The organism is Streptomyces sp. ICC4, assembly GCF_003287915.1.
Classification (GTDB): domain Bacteria; phylum Actinomycetota; class Actinomycetes; order Streptomycetales; family Streptomycetaceae; genus Streptomyces; species Streptomyces tritrimontium.
Genome location: NZ_CP030286.1, coordinates 6892760 through 6907690 on the forward strand (window position 1 = coordinate 6892760; position 14931 = coordinate 6907690).

A 14931-nucleotide genomic window follows, 5' to 3' on the forward strand; every position below is an offset into this window, starting at 1 on the left:
GCGGCGGCCCCGCACCGGTTCTCCGGTGCGGGGCCGCCGTGTTCCGTCCGGTCACCGCACTAGCGCTTGAGCACGGGGGCGGCGATGACGACGGTGCCGTTGTCGCACCCCTTGTCCACCTTGATCCGCAGCCGCAGGGCGCCGCTCACGTCAACGGTGTGGGTGATCGGCTTGCCCAGCTGCACGAGCTCGGAGAAGGCGGCGGGCTGGCCGTCGAGGGAGATGCTGATCCGCCCCTTCTCGTTGGTCGAGCCGTCGTCGATCCCCACGATGAGGTCCAGCTTCTGCCACGCGCGGTTGAGGTCGAACTCCGTGTACGTGTCGCTGTAGCAGCGGCGCTCCGCGACGAACGCCGCCCCGTACTCCTTGGTGTCGATCTTGGCCGGCCGGACCTCGAACCCACCCAAGTCCGATACCGGGCTCATGACGGTCAGATCGGCGGAGTTGACCCCCGGCGCGACCCCCGACGGGGGCTGGGAACCCGTCGCCGTGGGCCGGACCGTCGGGCCGCCGGATGCGGATGCGGACGCGGACGCGGACGCGGACGAGCTGGGCGTCGGGGTGGGCGTCGGGCTCCCGGGTGTCGAGGACGACGAGGCCGCCTTGTCCCCACCGGCCGCCGTGTCCGAGCCGTCCGCGTCCTTCTTGTCCCCCAGCAGCTTTACGCCGACCACCGCACCGGCCGCCACCACCAGCACCGCCAGCACCGCGCCGAGCACCAGCCCGGTCCGCCGCTTCTTGCGCGGGGGCGGCGCGGACGCCGGTTCCGTAGGGGACTCGGCCGCGGGCGCGGGACCGTACCCCTGCGGCACGCTCGCCTGGACCGGGGGCGGGGAGTACACCGGCTCGGTGGGCGGTGGTGTGTACGCCGGCTGCCGCGGGGGCTGCTGCGGAGCCGCCACCGGGACGGCCGGCCGCTCAGGCGGCAGCGGGGGCGCGGCCCCGGGCTTCGGCGGGGCCACGGCCGGGGCCACGGCCGGGGCCACCGCAGGGGTCGGTGGTGCGACCGGAACCGGAGGTGCGACCGGAACCGGAGGCGTGACCGGGGCCGGCGGCGCGACCGGGACCGCACGCTGCGAGGTGGACGTGGTGGTGGACACCACCGCGCGGCGGATGTCCTTCATCCAGGCCGCCAGGTTCACCGGACGCTTCAGCGGGTCGGAGGCGTAGATCGAGGCGATCCGCTCCCGCTGCTCCGCGTCCAGAACGGCGATCTGCGGCAGCCCGGTGAGGGCGCCGGCCAGCAGGTCGGGGGTCGCCGGAGGCGATTCCCCGGTCAGCAGGAAGTACGCGATGGCCCCGAAGGCGTACCGGTCCGCGCCCGGGGTCCGCTTGCCGTCGAAGACCTCCGGCGCCGCGTAGCCCGGGGTGAACCAGACCTCCGCGGTCTGGTGGTCGGCGGTCAGCTTGCTGAGGCCGAAGTCCACCAGCGTGGCCTGCCCGTGGGCGTCGACCATGACGTTGCCCGGCGACAGGTCGCCGTGGATCACCTGGCGCCCGGACGGGGTGGCCTTCCCCGAGTGCAGCCAGTCCAGTACGTCGGCCAGCTGCTCCAGCGTGCGCATCACCTCGCGCCGCTCGGCGGCGGTGGAGAGGGTGCGCTCGGCCCGCCAGTCCCGCAGGTCCAGCCCGTCGACGTGGTTCATGACCAGGACCAGGGCGCGCCCGGTCAGGGTCCCGGATTCCCCGGGCCGGTGGATCGGCGGCCCTTCGAAGTGCTCCCGGACGCCGACGACGCCGGGCCGGTGGACGAAGCGCAGCAGCTCGGCCTGTTCGTTCCACTTCTGGCTGATCCGGTCGAAGACGTCCGGGGTGATCGTTGTCTTGGAGTCGAGCACCTTCACGACCACGGGCTCGGCCCCGCCCGCGAGCTCGATCTCCGCGAGGTAGAGCACGGCCTCCCCGCCGCGCCCGATGGACCGGAGCAAGCGGTAGCGGTCTGCTGCCGCGTCCGGCCCGATGTGCAGATTCTGGCTGGTCAATTTCCCCCCAGCGCCAATTGTTTGAGTGGGGATCAGCTTCGCGCGCGGGTCTCGCGCGGTCAATGGAAACCAGGTGGCCGGCCTTGGGTCATGCCTGCTGACGCCGACCACCGGGTGTGCTGGTCCCGGCCCTGCCTAGGAGGCGGCGTCGAGGAACGCGGCCCAGGCGGCGGGAGCCACGGTCAGGACCGGGCCCTCGGTGACCTTGGAGTCGCGCACGTGGACGGCGGCGGTGTGGGTGGCGACCTCGACGCAGTTGCCGCCCTCGTCGGTGCTGTAGCTCGACTTGAACCAGGTCAGTACGTGGGTCATGACTCTCCTAGCAGGTCGTCCAGCAGGCGCTTGCTGTCCTCCATGGACAGCGCCTGGTTTCGCAGGATCCCATATTTGAGAGTGATCGGATGGACGTCCTCGGGGTCGTCCAGTAGGAAGCTGACTCGGGGTCCTTCGAGGTAGACGAGCTGGTCGTGGTCGACGGTCTCCACTAGCACCATCGGCCCGTTGAGACCCGCGTGGGTCTCGCGGCCTGTCGGCATGATCTGGAGTCCCAGGAAGGGCAATTCGGCCAGTTCGCGCAGGTGGCGGAGCTGGGCCCGGAGGACTTCACGTCCGCCGATGGGGCGCTCCAGGACGGTCTGCTCCACGATGTAGTGCATCATCGGCGGCCATGGCTTGCGGGCCAGCATGGACTGGCGACCCAGCCGGGTGGCCGTCTGGACTTCGATCTCCTCCGGGGTCATCGGTGGGTACAGACAGCCGAACACCGCCGCCACGTACTCCGGGGTCTGGAGCAATCCTGGGATCACCGAGTTCTCGTACGAGAACAGGCTCACCGCACTCCTTTCGTGCGTGAAGAAGTCGATCGCGAACGCCGGGTACCGCTCCCGCTTCGGGATCTTCGCCAGCGACATGCTCAGCAAGCCGCCCGTTTCGAACAGTTCGTCGAGCGTCGCCGCCATGCGCGGCTGGAGGAGCCGACGGCCCTGCTCCATGGAGCCGATGGTCTCCGGGTCGATGTGCAGGTGCTCCGCCAGGCTCGCCTGGGTGTAGCCCGCCTGCCTGCGGAAATGCGCGGCCAGTGCGCCCAGGACTCGCCATGAGACGTTCCGCTGGGGCTTGTTGTCGTCTGCCATGCGTGCGACATCCCCGGGCGGGAGGCGTCTGACGCACCGTCGACCCGTACGGCGCCCGTACAAAATCCAGAGTTCTGTAGCGATCGTTAGTTTAATTGGGTACGGTTCTTTCTGTAGCGATCGCTACGGAACTTAGGGGGATCCCGCATGAGCACCGCACTGAACAGCACCTACGCCCGCACCGTCCGCAAGGAGAGCGGCGGACCCGGCCTCCTCCTCGCCCATGGCGGGGGCGGTTCGGTCGAATCGAACTTCGGTCCGATCCTCGATGCCCTCGCCGTCGGCCACAGCGTCGTCGGCGTCGACTACCCCGGTACGGGTGGCACCCCGCGCGCCACGGAGCCGCTCGAACTGGACGAGCTCGCCGATCAGTTGGTCGCGGCCGCCGACGCCGAGGGGCTGGAGCGGTTCGCCGTCCTCGGGTACTCGCTCGGTGGGAACGTCGCCGCACGCATCGCCGCCCGGCATCCCGAGCGGGTCACCGCGCTCGTGCTCACCGCCACGTTCGCCCGGTCCGGGCGGTGGCTCGACCTCGTCGCCGGCCTCTGGTCGGAGCTGGCCCGGCGCGGGGAGGGCGAGCTGCTCGCGCGGCTCCTCGTACCCCTCACCCTCAGCCCGCACGCGCTGGAGGCGTTGACCACCGAGCAGGTGGAGGACGTGGTGCGGGCGACCGCCGCGTCCTTCCCGCCCGGCGGCGGGGACCATGCCGCACTGGTGCGGGGGGCCGACGTGAGCGCCGACCTCGCGCGGGTGGACGTACCGGCGCTGGTCATCGCGACCACCGCCGACCGCCTCGTACCGCTGGAGCTCCAGCGGGCGGTGGCGGACGCGCTGCCGGGGGCTCGGTGGGCGGAACTGCCCACCGGGCACCTGCCGTTCGTCGAGCTCCCGCAGGAGTGGGCGGCGCTCGTCACCGAGTTCCTGGCATCCGCGTAGGGGTGGTTACGGGCCGCTGAGGCGCGGTCCGCCGACGCGGGGGTGGCGAGGCCGGCGGAACCGGGCTCGGCGCAGGTTCCGGCCGCGGTCTCCTCCAGGGCGGCGCGGACGTGGGCGGCGCGGTCCAGGCCGGGCAGCAGGCTGGTGGCTAGTGCTGTGGCCGGGGGCGGCACACCTCCGGGCCGGCCGGGGCGTCCGCGAGGCCGGCGAAGTCGGCGTCGACGTCGGCGACGCTGCGGGCGCGCAGGAGGGCGGGCAGGGCGGCGAACCCGACCACCTCGACCGGGTCCGCGCCGGCGACCGCGATGGTCTCGGTGTGGCGGGCGACCGGTTCCCACGCGCCGTCGGGGCCGAGGGCCTCGATCCGGCCGTCCTCCAGATGCCGCAGCCGCTCGGAGTAGAGGTCCTGGGAATCGGCCATGGCGTGGGTGACGGCCCAGGCGGCGGTGCCGGTGTGCCCGGAGTGGGCGAGGCCGGGGACGCCGGGGACGGCGAGGACGACGACGTCGTACTCGGGGCAGGCGGGGCGCATCTGCTGGTACGCGCCGGGGTTCTCGGTGAACCGGTGCGGGTCGCCCGCGATGATCGCCGACCCGGTGGCGGTCCGGTCGCCCGGCATCAGCCGGCCGTTGCCGCCGCCGGGGGCGGGGCCGTTGCCCGCGAAGAGGGCGGCAGCCTCCTCGCCGAGGGCGCGGGCCGCGCGCTCGCGCCACAGCTTCGCGGCGAAGCCGGCGAAGAGGATGTGGGTCGAGATCCAGATGGCGAGCGGGACCCAGGGCTCCCAGGGCCCGGGGCGTGCGCGAAGCGAGTGTCGCGGGCGGCCCGGGGGCGAGCCCGTCGTTGTCCCCGGCGACGTACGCCCGGACCCAGGCGGCGGTGTCCCGGTCGAGCGCGTCGTGGCAGCGGCGCGCGGTGTCGGCGAGGCGGCTCCGGCGGGCGAAGCGGTCCCAGGGGACGGACCCGGGGCCGAGGGGGGAGGCGCTCGCGCCCTCGGCGCGCAGGCGCTCGGTCTCGAGCTGCCAGGCGCGGTCGAGGGCGGTGGTGCGGCCCTGGGCGTAGGACAGGCTGAGCGGATCCGGGGCGCGGAGGTGCGGTACGCCCCAAGCATCCCGGTAGAGCTCTTTCTTCACGCCGTGCGCGTCCGCGTCCGCGCCGTCGGTGGTGCTCACAAGGCTCACACCCGGCGGGGCAGTCGCTGCACCCGACGATGTGGGTCAGGCTCTGGTTCACGACCGCCGAAGGCAGACCGCACCAGCGGGCCTACACGCTGGTCGATCCGGACCCGGCCGCCGGCACCTTCTCGCTGGAGTTCGCCCTGCACGACGGGGTCGCGAGCGCGTGGGCGCGGCGCGCGGCGCCGGGTCGAGCGGTGCGCGGGCGGGGGCTCGTCGCTGGCCGAGCGTGTCCGGGCCGAACTCCCGGCCCTCCTGGGGGAGGCCGGGTCGGCCTACGTCTGGCTGGCCTCCGACACGGCCACCACCCGCACCCTGTCGAGCTGGCTCCGCAAGGACCTGGCGGTCCCGAAGGCCCGCGTCAACGCCCTGGGCTACTGGCGCCCCTGACCGGTGCCCGGTACGGCGCCTGCGCGGTCAGGCGCCCGTGGTGCCGTCGATGGCCTCGCGGAGGAAGTCCGCGTGGCCGTTGTGGCGGGCGTACTCGTGGATCATGTGGAGCATGAGCGTGCGGAGCGAGGCGTCCTCCTCCCACTTCACGACGTACGCCGTCACGTCGAGGGACGCGGCGGCCGCCTCCACCGCCCGCGCGTGCTCGACCTCCGACTCCCAGGCCGCGAAGGCCTCGGCGCGGGTCGAGCCGGAGGCGTCGTAGGCGGCCTGGAAGTCGCGCTTGTCCGACCACAGGTGGGGGACGTCCGCCCCGCCCACCGTCCGGCGGAACCAGTGCCGCTCGACCTCGGCCATGTGCCGGACCAGCCCCAGCAGGGACAGGGTCGAGGGCGGGGAGGCCTGGAGGCGCAGTTCTTCGTCGGTGAGGCCGTCGCACTTCCAGGCGAGGGTGGCCCGGTGGAAGTCGAGGTACGCGCGGAGCGTCTCGCGCTCGCCCCCGGTGAGGGGCGGGTCGCTGCGGTGGGTGGGTTCTGTCGCTGCCATGGTTGTGATCTTGCCCCGTCGGGACGGGGCGTGGAAGCCGTTCGCTGCGACTCGTCAGCGGCCGGCCCCGCTACCCCTCCCACACCCAGGGCACCGTGACGCCCAGCACCTCGAAGCCCAGCCGCTCCAGGATCGGCCGGCTGTCCTGCGAGGCGTCCACCTGGAGGTAGGGGATGCCGCGCTCCGCCGCCACGCGGGCGCGGTGCGCGACCAGGAGGCGGTAGATGCCGCGGCCGCGCCACTGCGGCACGGTGCCGCCGCCCCACAGGCCCGCGAAGGAAGTGCCCGGGCGCATCTCGATCCGGGCCGCGGACACCGGGGTGTCGCCCGCCATCGCGACGACCGCCTCGATCGTTTCCGGCTCGTCCCTCAGCAGGTTCAGCATCAGCTCCCTGATGCGCGGGCGGTCCGTGCCGAAGGCGCCGCGGTGGGCCTCCATCATCAGCTCGACGCCCTCCCCGTCGGTCACCACCCGCAGCGTGATCCCCGCCGGCGGCTCCACCGGCATCCTCGCGAGCTCCGAAGTCCTGCCGATCAGCAGCGTCTCGGCCGGCTCCGCCACGAAGCCGGCCGCGCGCAGCCGCTCCCCGAGGTCGGCGGGGCGGTCGTAGTCGTAGAGCTTCCACTCGAACTCCGGCCCCGCGATCTCGCCCCGGGCCGCCAGGCCGGTGAAGAACGCCACCTGCTCCGCGATCGCCGCGTCCGCCGTCCCCTCGTCCAGGTCCGACCAGAGCACGGTGTTCCCGCCGGCTCCGGGCACGATCTGCCGTACGACCGGGCCCGCCCGTTCCACGCGCGCGTCGCTGGTGTCGGGCCGCGCCTCCCGGCGCATCTCGGAGTCGAACTCGGCGCGCAGCTTCAGCAGGTCATCCCGGTCCATCGTCATCCGGCCAGCTCACCAGCCGTCACCCGCGCGCACAACTGCATTAGCCTCACCCCTGTGAGCGACCCCGCGCCCGCCCCAGCGCAGGGAGGGCGTGTCCACCGGCGCGTCCCACAGCCGCAGCAGTTCTTCGTCGGCGCGGCACAGGGTCAGGGTGCAGCCGGCCATGTCCAGGCTGGTGACGTAGTTGCCGACCAGCGAGCGGGCCACGGTGATCCCGCGGTCGTCCAGCACCCGCTCGACCTCCGCCCGCATGATGTACAGCTCGACGGGCGGGGTTCCGCCCAGGCCGTTGACGAGCAGGATCACCGGCGCGCCGGCCGCCTCCGGGAGGTCGTCGAGGATGGCGTCGAGCATCGCCTCGGCCGTCTCCGCGGCGGTCATCACCTTGCGGCGCTCGCGTCCGGGCTCCCCGTGGATGCCGATGCCGAGCTCGATCTCGTCCTCGCCGAGCGTGAAGTTCGGGCTGCCCTTGGCCGGGGTCGTGCAGGAGGTCAGGGCGACGCCGTAGCTGCGCGCGTTCTCGTTGACCTTGCGGGCCACCGCGGCGACCTCGGCGAGGGGGGCGCCCTCCTCGGCGAGCGCGCCCGCGATCTTCTCCACGAACAGGGTGGCCCCGGTGCCGCGCCGGCCCGGACCGTTCGCCGTCCGGGCGACGGCCACGTCGTCGTCCACGACGACCTGCTCGACCTGCACGCCCTCGTCCTCGCAGTCCTCCGCGGCCATCGTGAAGTTGAGGATGTCGCCCGTGTAGTTCTTCACGACGTGCAGGACGCCGGCGCCCGCGTCCACCGCGCAGGTGGCGCGCGCGATGTTGTCCGGAACCGGAGAGGTGAACACCGGTCCGGCCACGGCCGCCGCCAGCATGCCGCGCCCGACGAAACCGGCGTGCAGGGGCTCGTGCCCGCTGCCGCCGCCCGACAGCACCGCCACCCTTCCGGCGCTCTGCCCGGCCGCCGGGCCCCCGCCGGCCCGCGTGACGATGCCCCTCTCCGCCTCGACGCGGAGTCCCGGGTGGGCGGCGGCCATTCCGCGCAGCGCGTCGGCGACGACGCTCTCGGGGGAATTGATGAGCTTCTTCACGGGGGCCTCTTTCCTGAAACACGGAACGCCGGGCCGGAGCGGAAATTGGAATTGCGGGACGGTATTAACCCGGCACCGTCGCCGATCCGCCACCGCTTCCGGGGCACTTGGCTGGAACGTTACCCCGGAGAACCTGGAGGGCAGGCCGGGTCCTTGGTCCCGGATGCGGGCGCGGAAAGGCCCCTCCGCGAGGGGGCCGTGAATTTCGCCGGAGCCGCCCAAATCCGTGATAGGGATGAATAAGCAAGCGGAAATGAATTCGCAATGAGGAGGATTCACGTGAAGACCGTCGGTACGCGCATGATGATCAGCCCGCCGAAGTACGTGCAGGGCGCCGGAGCGATGAACGACCTGGGCGAGCACACCGCCCACCTCGGGACGAACGCCGTCGTCCTCGCGGACAAGGGCGTCTGGGGCTTCGTCGACACCGCGGTCACCGACTCGCTCACCGCCGCCGGGGTCAAGCTGACCAAGGAGGTCTTCGGCGGGCTCTGCACGCAGAAGGAGATCGACCGGGTGGCCGCGGCCGCCCAGGCCGCCGGCGCGGACGTCATCGTCGGCATCGGCGGCGGCACCGCCATCGACACCGCGAAGGCCGTCGGCCACGCGCTGGGCGACATCGCCGTCGTGTCCGCACCCACCGTCGCCTCCACCGACGCGCCGACCAGCGCGCTCGCCGTCATCTACACCGAGGAGGGCGCCTTCGAGCGCTACTCCTTCTTCCGGCGCAACCCCAACCTCGTCCTCGTCGACACCGCGCTCGTCGCGAACGCGCCGAGCCGCTTCGTCGTCTCCGGCATGGGCGACGCGCTCGCCACCTGGTACGAGGCCCGCGTCTGCGTCGCCGCGAACCGGGTGGCCATGGCCGGCGGCCTCGCCACCATGGCCTCCCTCAGCCTCGCCCGGCTCTGCTGGGAGACCCTGATCGAGTACGGCCCCCAGGCCCGTCTGGCCGCCGAGGCGCACGTGGTCACCCCGGCGCTGGAGAAGGTCACCGAGGCCAACACGCTGCTCTCCGGCCTCGGTTTCGAATCCTGCGGCCTCGCCGCCGCCCACGGCATCCACAACGGGCTGACCGTCTCCCACCGCACGCACGGCATGATGCACGGCGAGAAGGTCAACATCGGCACCCTCGCCCAGCTGATCCTGGAGGGCGCCCCCACCGACGAGCTGGACACCTACCTGAAGTTCAGCCGCGCCGTCGGCCTCCCGACCACCCTCGCCGAGGTCGGCCTCGGCGACCCGGACCGCGAGGAGCTCCTCGCCATCGGGCGCGCCGCCACGGCGGAGGGCGAGACCACGCACAACATGCCCTTCCCGGTGACCCCCGACATGGTCGCGGACGCCCTGATCGCGGGCGACGCCTACGCCCGCGCGACCGCCGGCAAGTCCTGCTAGTGCTGTGGCCGGGAAGGTTTGGCGGGTCGCGGTGTCCGGCGCGGTGCCTCGCAAGGCGGAGGGCCGCCGCTTGTACTGGACGTACTTCGGTGGTCCGACAACGCGGCGAGGTGCCGTGCCGGGCGCTGCGACCCGGTGGACCTTTCCGGTCACAGCACTAGGAGTAGCGGGTCCTACGGGGCTCCGCGCGGGCCGTCCCCCGCGCGGGCCCCGTCCGGCCCGTCCTCCGCGGCGCGGGCCCCGTCCGGTCCCGCCGTCCGGGACGCCAGCAGCAGGGCGATGTCGTCCGGCCGGTCGGCGGAGTTCCCCGCCTCGCCGACCAGCCGGTCCGCCGTCTCCGTCAGCGGGCCGGGGCCGGCGGCCGCCAGGGCGGCCCGCAGCCGCTCCACCCCCACGTCGATGTCCGTGCCCGGGATCTCCACCAGCCCGTCGGTGTACAGGGCGAGCACCGCCCCCGGCTCGATCCGTAGCCGGGTGACCGGATAGTCCGCCTCGGCGTCGATGCCGAGCACCACCCCGCCCGGCAGGTCCAGCACCTCGGTCCGGCCGTCCGGACGGCGCAGCAGCGGCTGGGGATGTCCGGCGCGCACGGCGAGGGCCAGGCCCGTCGCGGGGTCGAGCAGGACGTAGCAGCAGCTGGCGAACTGGCCCGGGTCGAGGTCGATGAGCAGCCGGTTGGTGCCGCGCACCACCTGCTCCGGCGTATTGCCGCTGAGGGCGAAGGCCCGCACCGCGCTGCGTAGTTGGCCCATCGTGGCCGCCGCCGCCACCCCGTGGCCCTGTACGTCGCCGATGACCAGCGCGAGGCGCCCGCCGCCCGCGTCGAGGACGTCGTACCAGTCGCCGCCCACGTCCATCCCGGCGGTGCCGGGCAGGTAGCGCCCCACCGTGACCACGTGCTCGCGCACCGGCAGCCGGTGCGGCAGCAGCGCCGCCTGGAGCCCGCGGGCCAGCGCGGCCTCGCTGTCGTAGCGCCGCGCCCGCTCCAGGGCCTGCGCGATCAGCCCGGCCAGCGCCGTGAGCACCGTACGCTCCTCCGGGCTGAACCCGCGCGGCGCGTCGAAGCCGAGGATGCACGAGCCGACCGGCCTGCCGGAGGCGATCAGCGGGAGGAACGCGCGGGCCCCGACGTGGGCGTCCAGCGGGATCCCCGGGTAGGCGGAGGCCAGGTGCTCCATCGACTCGAAGAAGATCGGCCGGCCCGTCGTGAGGGTCTCCACCCCGGGGAGCCGGACGTCCAGCGCGACCCCGTCGAACCGGTTGAGGAAGCCCTGGGGGAAGCCCGTCTCCCAGGCCAGGTGCAGATGGCCCTCCTCCAGCAGGTAGATCGCCAACTGGCGTCCGCCGAACGCCGGGAGGAGCTCCTCGGTGACCACGGCCGACACCTGGCGGGCCGTCACCGCCTCGGTCAGCGCGATCGCGAGGGCGACCGGACGGTACAGGGCGGAAGCCCGGTCGGCGGGCGAACCGAGACCGGGGGACCCGAGCCCCGGTCCGGGCCGCACCACCGACTCGGGTGCGTACGCGGGCGGTTCGGCCACGTCGATGGTGACGGTGATCCCGTCGGACCCGGCGTGCAGGCCCACCGACAGCCACTGCTCCGGCAGGCGCGCACCGGGCCTGGCGGCTTGGAAGCGCACCGGCTCGGGGGCGAGGAACACGGCCCGGAAATGGTCCTCGTAGGAGGGGTGGCCGAGCCAGGGCAGGGCCTCCCACAGCATCCGCCCGACCAGTCCGGCGCCTTCGGCACCTTCGGCTCCGAGCAGGCTCCCGGCTCCCGCGAGGGCGGCGGAGTTGGCGAACCCGATCACGCCCTGCCGGTCCACGGACAGGACGGCCTGGTCCAGCCGGTCCACGGCCGCGCGGGCGCCGCCCCCGGAGCCGGGCGCCTCGTCCGCCGGACCGGAGCCGGGCACGCACACCGGATCACCCTCCCAGGCCACGGGCGCCCCGGCCGCGGCGAGATCGGACAGCTCCCCGGCCAGCCGGGCCGCCACCGCGCGCAGCCGCTCCCGGTCGCCCGACCCGACCGGGAGCCCGGGGGTCGCCGGGCGCAGCACCACCAGCACGCCGTAGCGCTCGGGCCCGCGGGCGACCGGCTCGTACAGCGAGCCGAAGGGGAACGGCAGCCCGGCCATCAGCTGGGGGAAGCGCCGCATCGCGGACTCCGCGTCGGGCAGGTGTACGGACTGTCCCGAGCGGTACGCCTCGGCCACGGGGTACGGGCGGTTCACGTGCATCCGCCACCAGGGGCGGAACAGCGGCCCCGGGATCCCGGTCAGGACCGCCATCCGCAGCAGCCCCGCGGTGCCGGAGCGCAGGTAGACCCCGCCCGCGTACCCGCCGGCGGCCCGCACCGCATCGAGAGCGGCCCGCGCGAGCACCCGGGCCGTGGCGTCGGTGAGGGGGCCGCCGATGTCCGGTCTCGCCGTCACCCCTTCAGAATGCGCCCGGGCCGGCGGGCTGAAAGTCCCTGCCGATCAGGGACTTCGCCCGGCTCCCGGACCTCCCCGCACTGCTTAGGTTTGCCTAAGGAGACCGATGAAGGAGGTCCGGTGCCGTCGCTCAACGACAGCCGTCCCGGAACGACCGTACGCATCACGGGGATCGAACCCGGCCGGGCCGGCGGCAGCCGGCGCCGACTCCTGGAGTTCGGCTTCGTGCCGGGGGCCGACGTCACCGTGATCGCGAGGGGCGCCACCGGAGGCCTGCTCGTCGGGCTCGGTGACGCCAGGGTCGCGCTGGACTCCCGTACCGCCGGCCGGCTGAGGTGGTCCCGATGAGCTGCCACGGTACCGAGGGCGGGGCCACCGCCACGATGGAGCGCGAAGCGGGCACCCCCGTCGTCGCCCTCGTGGGAAACCCCAATGTCGGCAAGTCGACCCTCTTCAACGCCCTCACCGGCGGCCACCAGCGCGTCGGCAACTGGCCCGGCAAGACCGTCTCCGTCGCCCAGGGGGACTGGCGCACCCCGAGCGGCCGCCGCGTGCGCGTCGCCGACCTGCCCGGCTCCTACAGCCTGCTGCCCGACTCCCCGGACGAGGCGCTGGTGCGCGACGTACTGACCGCGCCGGCGGGGGAGCGGCCCGACGCGGTGGTCTTCGCCCTCGACGCGGCGAACCCGGCCCGCAACCTGTACCTGCTCTCGCAGATCCTCGACACCGACCTCCCCGTCGTCGTCGCGCTCACCATGACCGATGTGGCCGCCCGGCGCGGCACGCCCCCGGACCCGGACGCGCTGGCCCGCGAGCTCGCGCTGCCGGTCGTACGGGTGGAGGGGCGCACCGGCACCGGCCTGGACCTGCTCGCCGACGCCGTCGCCGATGCCCTGGCCGCCGGGCCCCACGGGCCGTCGCCGCTGCTGCCGGTACCGCTGCCGCTGTCGCCGTCGTCGCACCGGACCGGGCGGACCTCCGCCTGGGCGGCCGGGTCACCCGTGGCCGTCGAGCTGGCGACCCTCGTCGCGGAGTTCTCCGGACGGACCCCGCACCCCGCGCGGTGGCTGGCCGTGAGCCTGCTCTGCGGGGAGCGGCCCTCCGCGGTCCCCGCGGCGCTCGCCGAGCGGGCCCGGCAGGCGGCGGACCGCCTCGCCGAGGCCTCCGGAGCCGGCCCGCAAGGCGCCACCGGGGCCCACGCCGACGCGAACACCGAGGCCGGCGCGTACGCCGACATCGACGCGGACGCCGAACTGCTCGTCGCCGAGGCGCGCTACGCCTGGGCGCACGCCGTCGTCGAGCGCGCCGCGCCCCGCCCCGCGCGGGCCAGGCCCACGCTCACCGACCGGGTGGACCGGCTGCTGCTGTCCCGCTCCTTCGGGATCCCGTTCTTCCTCGCCGTGATGTGGGGCGTCTTCCAGGCCACCACCGTGCTGGCCAAACCCCTCCAGGACGGCCTCGGCGACTTCGTCTCCGGACCCGTCAGCGGCGGCGCCGACCGGCTCCTCGAAGCCGTCCGCGCACCCGGCTGGCTGACCGGCCTGCTGGTCGACGGCCTGATCAGCGGAGTGGGCCAGCTACTCACCTTCGTGCCGCTGATGATCATCATGTTCGTGCTGCTGGCCCTGCTGGAGGACTCCGGCTACTTCGCCCGCGCCGCCTTCGTGGCCGACCGCCTGATGCGCGCCCTGCGGTTGCCCGGCCGCGCCTTCCTGCCGCTCGTCGTCGGCTTCGGCTGCAACGTCCCGGCCTTCGCGGGCACCCGGATCCTGAACCGCCGCTCGCACCGGCTGCTGGTCGGCCTGCTCATCCCGTACATGAGCTGTACCGCCCGCCTCGCCGTCTACGTGATGATCGCGGGCATCTTCTTCGGCTCGAACTCCGGCACGGTGGTCTTCTTCCTCTACGCCGGCTCCGTGCTGCTGGTCGTCCTCATGGGCCTGATCCTGCGGCCCCTGCTCTTCAAAGACATGAAGGAGGAGCCGCTCGTCCTGGAACTGCCCCCCTACCGGCTCCCCACCCTGCGCGTCACCGGCGCCCAGGTCTGGCAGAAGCTCGCCGCCTTCCTGCGCACCGCCGGCGGCATCATCGTGGCCACCGCGGCCGGGGTGTGGCTGCTCATGGCCGTCCCGGCCGGAGCCGGCCACGGCGGCTTCGGCGACGTCGGCGTCGAGCACAGCGTCTTCGGCACGGTGACCCGCGCGGTCGCGCCCGTCGTCGCCCCGGCCGGCTTCGGCGACTGGCACGCCACGGCCGCGCTCGGCACCGGGCTGATCGCCAAGGAGGGCGTGGTCTCCACCCTCGCGCAGACCTACTCGGCGGGGGAGGACGGAGACCCGAAGCTCACCACGAGCCTGCACGCCACCTTCGACCAGGCCTCCGGCGGACACCCGCGGGCGGCAGCGCTGGCCTTCCTCGTCTTCATCCTCTCCTACACCCCCTGCATGGCCTCCCTGGCCGCCCAGCGGGCCGAGATCGGCACCCGGCTGACCCTCATCGGGTTCGGCATCCAACTGGCGGCGGCCTGGCTGCTGGCCGTCGGCGTCTTCCAGATCGCGAGGCTGATGTGGTGAGCAGGGCCGATGGGACCGATGGGACCGATGGGACCGATGGGACCGGTGGGACCGGTGGGCCCGGTGGGACCGGCGGGCCCGGCATGCTGCGCAGGCTGCTGCGCGCCTTCGAGGAGGCCACCCCCGGCGAGGGGCTCGTGCAGATCGCCGACCGGCTCGGCATCGACCGCGCCGAGGCCGCAGACCTCGCCGCCTACTGGGTCCGCAAGGGCCGCCTGCGGCGCGAGGAGATCGGCGCCCCCGACTGCGGCGGCTGCCTCGCCGCCTCGCGCTCCTGCACGGCGTGCCCCGGCGGCGCCCCGGGCCCCGGCCCGGCTGCCGGCCGCGGCGCCGGCCCCGCCGCGCGGCCGGTCCTGGTCGCACTGAGCCCCGTACGCCGCACGCGCTGACCCGAACGCCT

The 14931-nt window shown here is 73.8% G+C and carries 11 protein-coding genes and 3 pseudogenes; 6 read left to right on the forward strand and 8 right to left on the reverse strand.

Features of this window, described 5'->3' with window-relative positions; translation table 11 throughout:
• Positions 1-59 precede the first annotated feature (59 nt).
• The 3 genes from DRB89_RS32315 to DRB89_RS32325 form a co-directional block, all read right to left on the reverse strand.
• Positions 60-1982, reverse strand: a complete 1923-nt coding sequence (locus DRB89_RS32315; RefSeq protein WP_162688814.1) for a protein kinase — start codon at positions 1980-1982, stop codon at positions 60-62.
• A gap of 135 nt (positions 1983-2117) precedes the next feature.
• Positions 2118-2294, reverse strand: a complete 177-nt coding sequence (locus DRB89_RS32320; RefSeq protein WP_112451769.1) for a DUF397 domain-containing protein — start codon at positions 2292-2294, stop codon at positions 2118-2120.
• Complete coding sequence (locus tag DRB89_RS32325) at positions 2291-3115, reverse strand: helix-turn-helix transcriptional regulator (RefSeq protein WP_112451768.1); 825 nt, start codon at positions 3113-3115, stop codon at positions 2291-2293. Before DRB89_RS32325 ends, DRB89_RS32320 begins: the two co-directional genes overlap by 4 nt.
• 147 nt (positions 3116-3262) lie before the next feature.
• Here DRB89_RS32325 and DRB89_RS32330 point away from each other — a divergent pair, with 147 nt between their 5' ends.
• Entirely contained in the window at positions 3263-4051 is a 789-nt protein-coding gene (locus tag DRB89_RS32330; protein ID WP_112451767.1) for an alpha/beta fold hydrolase, read from the forward strand.
• A 217-nt stretch (positions 4052-4268) separates the two neighbouring features.
• Here the strand turns inward: DRB89_RS32330 and DRB89_RS32335 are convergent.
• Positions 4269-5181, reverse strand: a pseudogene (locus DRB89_RS32335) (penicillin acylase family protein); the annotation flags it as partial.
• A 65-nt stretch (positions 5182-5246) separates the two neighbouring features.
• On the opposite strand from DRB89_RS32335, the pseudogene DRB89_RS32340 reads away from it, so the two are divergent.
• Positions 5247-5613, forward strand: a pseudogene (locus tag DRB89_RS32340) (SIP domain-containing protein); the annotation flags it as partial.
• A 27-nt stretch (positions 5614-5640) separates the two neighbouring features.
• Here the strand turns inward: DRB89_RS32340 and DRB89_RS32345 are convergent.
• The 3 genes and pseudogenes from DRB89_RS32345 to dhaK form a co-directional block, all read right to left on the reverse strand.
• Positions 5641-6159 carry a DinB family protein gene (locus tag DRB89_RS32345; RefSeq protein WP_112451766.1) on the reverse strand — a complete coding sequence of 173 codons (519 nt, stop codon included), beginning with the start codon at positions 6157-6159 and terminating at the stop codon, positions 5641-5643.
• 70 nt (positions 6160-6229) lie between these two features.
• Complete coding sequence (locus DRB89_RS32350; protein ID WP_112454002.1) at positions 6230-7039, reverse strand: GNAT family N-acetyltransferase; 810 nt, start codon at positions 7037-7039, stop codon at positions 6230-6232.
• Between the two features lie 78 nt (positions 7040-7117).
• A pseudogene (dhaK, locus tag DRB89_RS32355) lies at positions 7118-8125 on the reverse strand (dihydroxyacetone kinase subunit DhaK); the annotation flags it as partial.
• 279 nt (positions 8126-8404) lie between these two features.
• On the opposite strand from dhaK, the gene DRB89_RS32360 reads away from it, so the two are divergent.
• Positions 8405-9523: a glycerol dehydrogenase gene (locus DRB89_RS32360; RefSeq protein WP_239516437.1), complete on the forward strand. Its 1119-nt coding sequence runs from the start codon at positions 8405-8407 to the stop codon at positions 9521-9523.
• A gap of 173 nt (positions 9524-9696) precedes the next feature.
• Here DRB89_RS32360 and DRB89_RS32365 read toward each other — a convergent pair whose 3' ends face one another.
• Positions 9697-11958, reverse strand: a complete 2262-nt coding sequence (locus DRB89_RS32365; protein ID WP_112451704.1) for a SpoIIE family protein phosphatase — start codon at positions 11956-11958, stop codon at positions 9697-9699.
• Between the two features lie 120 nt (positions 11959-12078).
• Between DRB89_RS32365 and DRB89_RS32370 the strand changes: the two genes are divergently transcribed.
• The 3 genes from DRB89_RS32370 (at position 12079) to DRB89_RS32380 (ending at position 14920) form a co-directional block, all read left to right on the forward strand.
• The gene (locus tag DRB89_RS32370) at positions 12079-12306 is read left to right on the forward strand and encodes a FeoA family protein (protein WP_112451703.1); all 228 of its coding nucleotides are present in this window, start codon (positions 12079-12081) and stop codon (positions 12304-12306) included.
• Positions 12303-14531, forward strand: a complete 2229-nt coding sequence (gene feoB, locus DRB89_RS32375) for a ferrous iron transport protein B (protein ID WP_112451702.1) — start codon at positions 12303-12305, stop codon at positions 14529-14531. Before DRB89_RS32370 ends, feoB begins: the two co-directional genes overlap by 4 nt.
• A gap of 83 nt (positions 14532-14614) precedes the next feature.
• On the forward strand, positions 14615-14920 hold the full coding sequence (locus DRB89_RS32380; RefSeq protein ID WP_112451701.1) for a FeoC-like transcriptional regulator: 306 nt from the start codon (positions 14615-14617) through the stop codon (positions 14918-14920).
• The last annotated feature ends 11 nt before the right edge of the window (positions 14921-14931 follow it).

Excerpts from the sequence above, each read along its gene's own strand:
- feoB (WP_112451702.1), top strand. The coding sequence starts at position 12,303 with ATGAGCTGCCACGGTACCGAGGGCGGGGCCACCGCCACGATGGAGCGC.
- DRB89_RS32350 (WP_112454002.1), bottom strand. The coding sequence starts at position 7,039 with ATGGACCGGGATGACCTGCTGAAGCTGCGCGCCGAGTTCGACTCCGAG.
- DRB89_RS32320 (WP_112451769.1), bottom strand. The coding sequence starts at position 2,294 with ATGACCCACGTACTGACCTGGTTCAAGTCGAGCTACAGCACCGACGAG.
- DRB89_RS32330 (WP_112451767.1), top strand. The coding sequence starts at position 3,263 with ATGAGCACCGCACTGAACAGCACCTACGCCCGCACCGTCCGCAAGGAG.
- DRB89_RS32380 (WP_112451701.1), top strand. The coding sequence starts at position 14,615 with ATGCTGCGCAGGCTGCTGCGCGCCTTCGAGGAGGCCACCCCCGGCGAG.
- DRB89_RS32325 (WP_112451768.1), bottom strand. The coding sequence starts at position 3,115 with ATGGCAGACGACAACAAGCCCCAGCGGAACGTCTCATGGCGAGTCCTG.
- DRB89_RS32345 (WP_112451766.1), bottom strand. The coding sequence starts at position 6,159 with ATGGCAGCGACAGAACCCACCCACCGCAGCGACCCGCCCCTCACCGGG.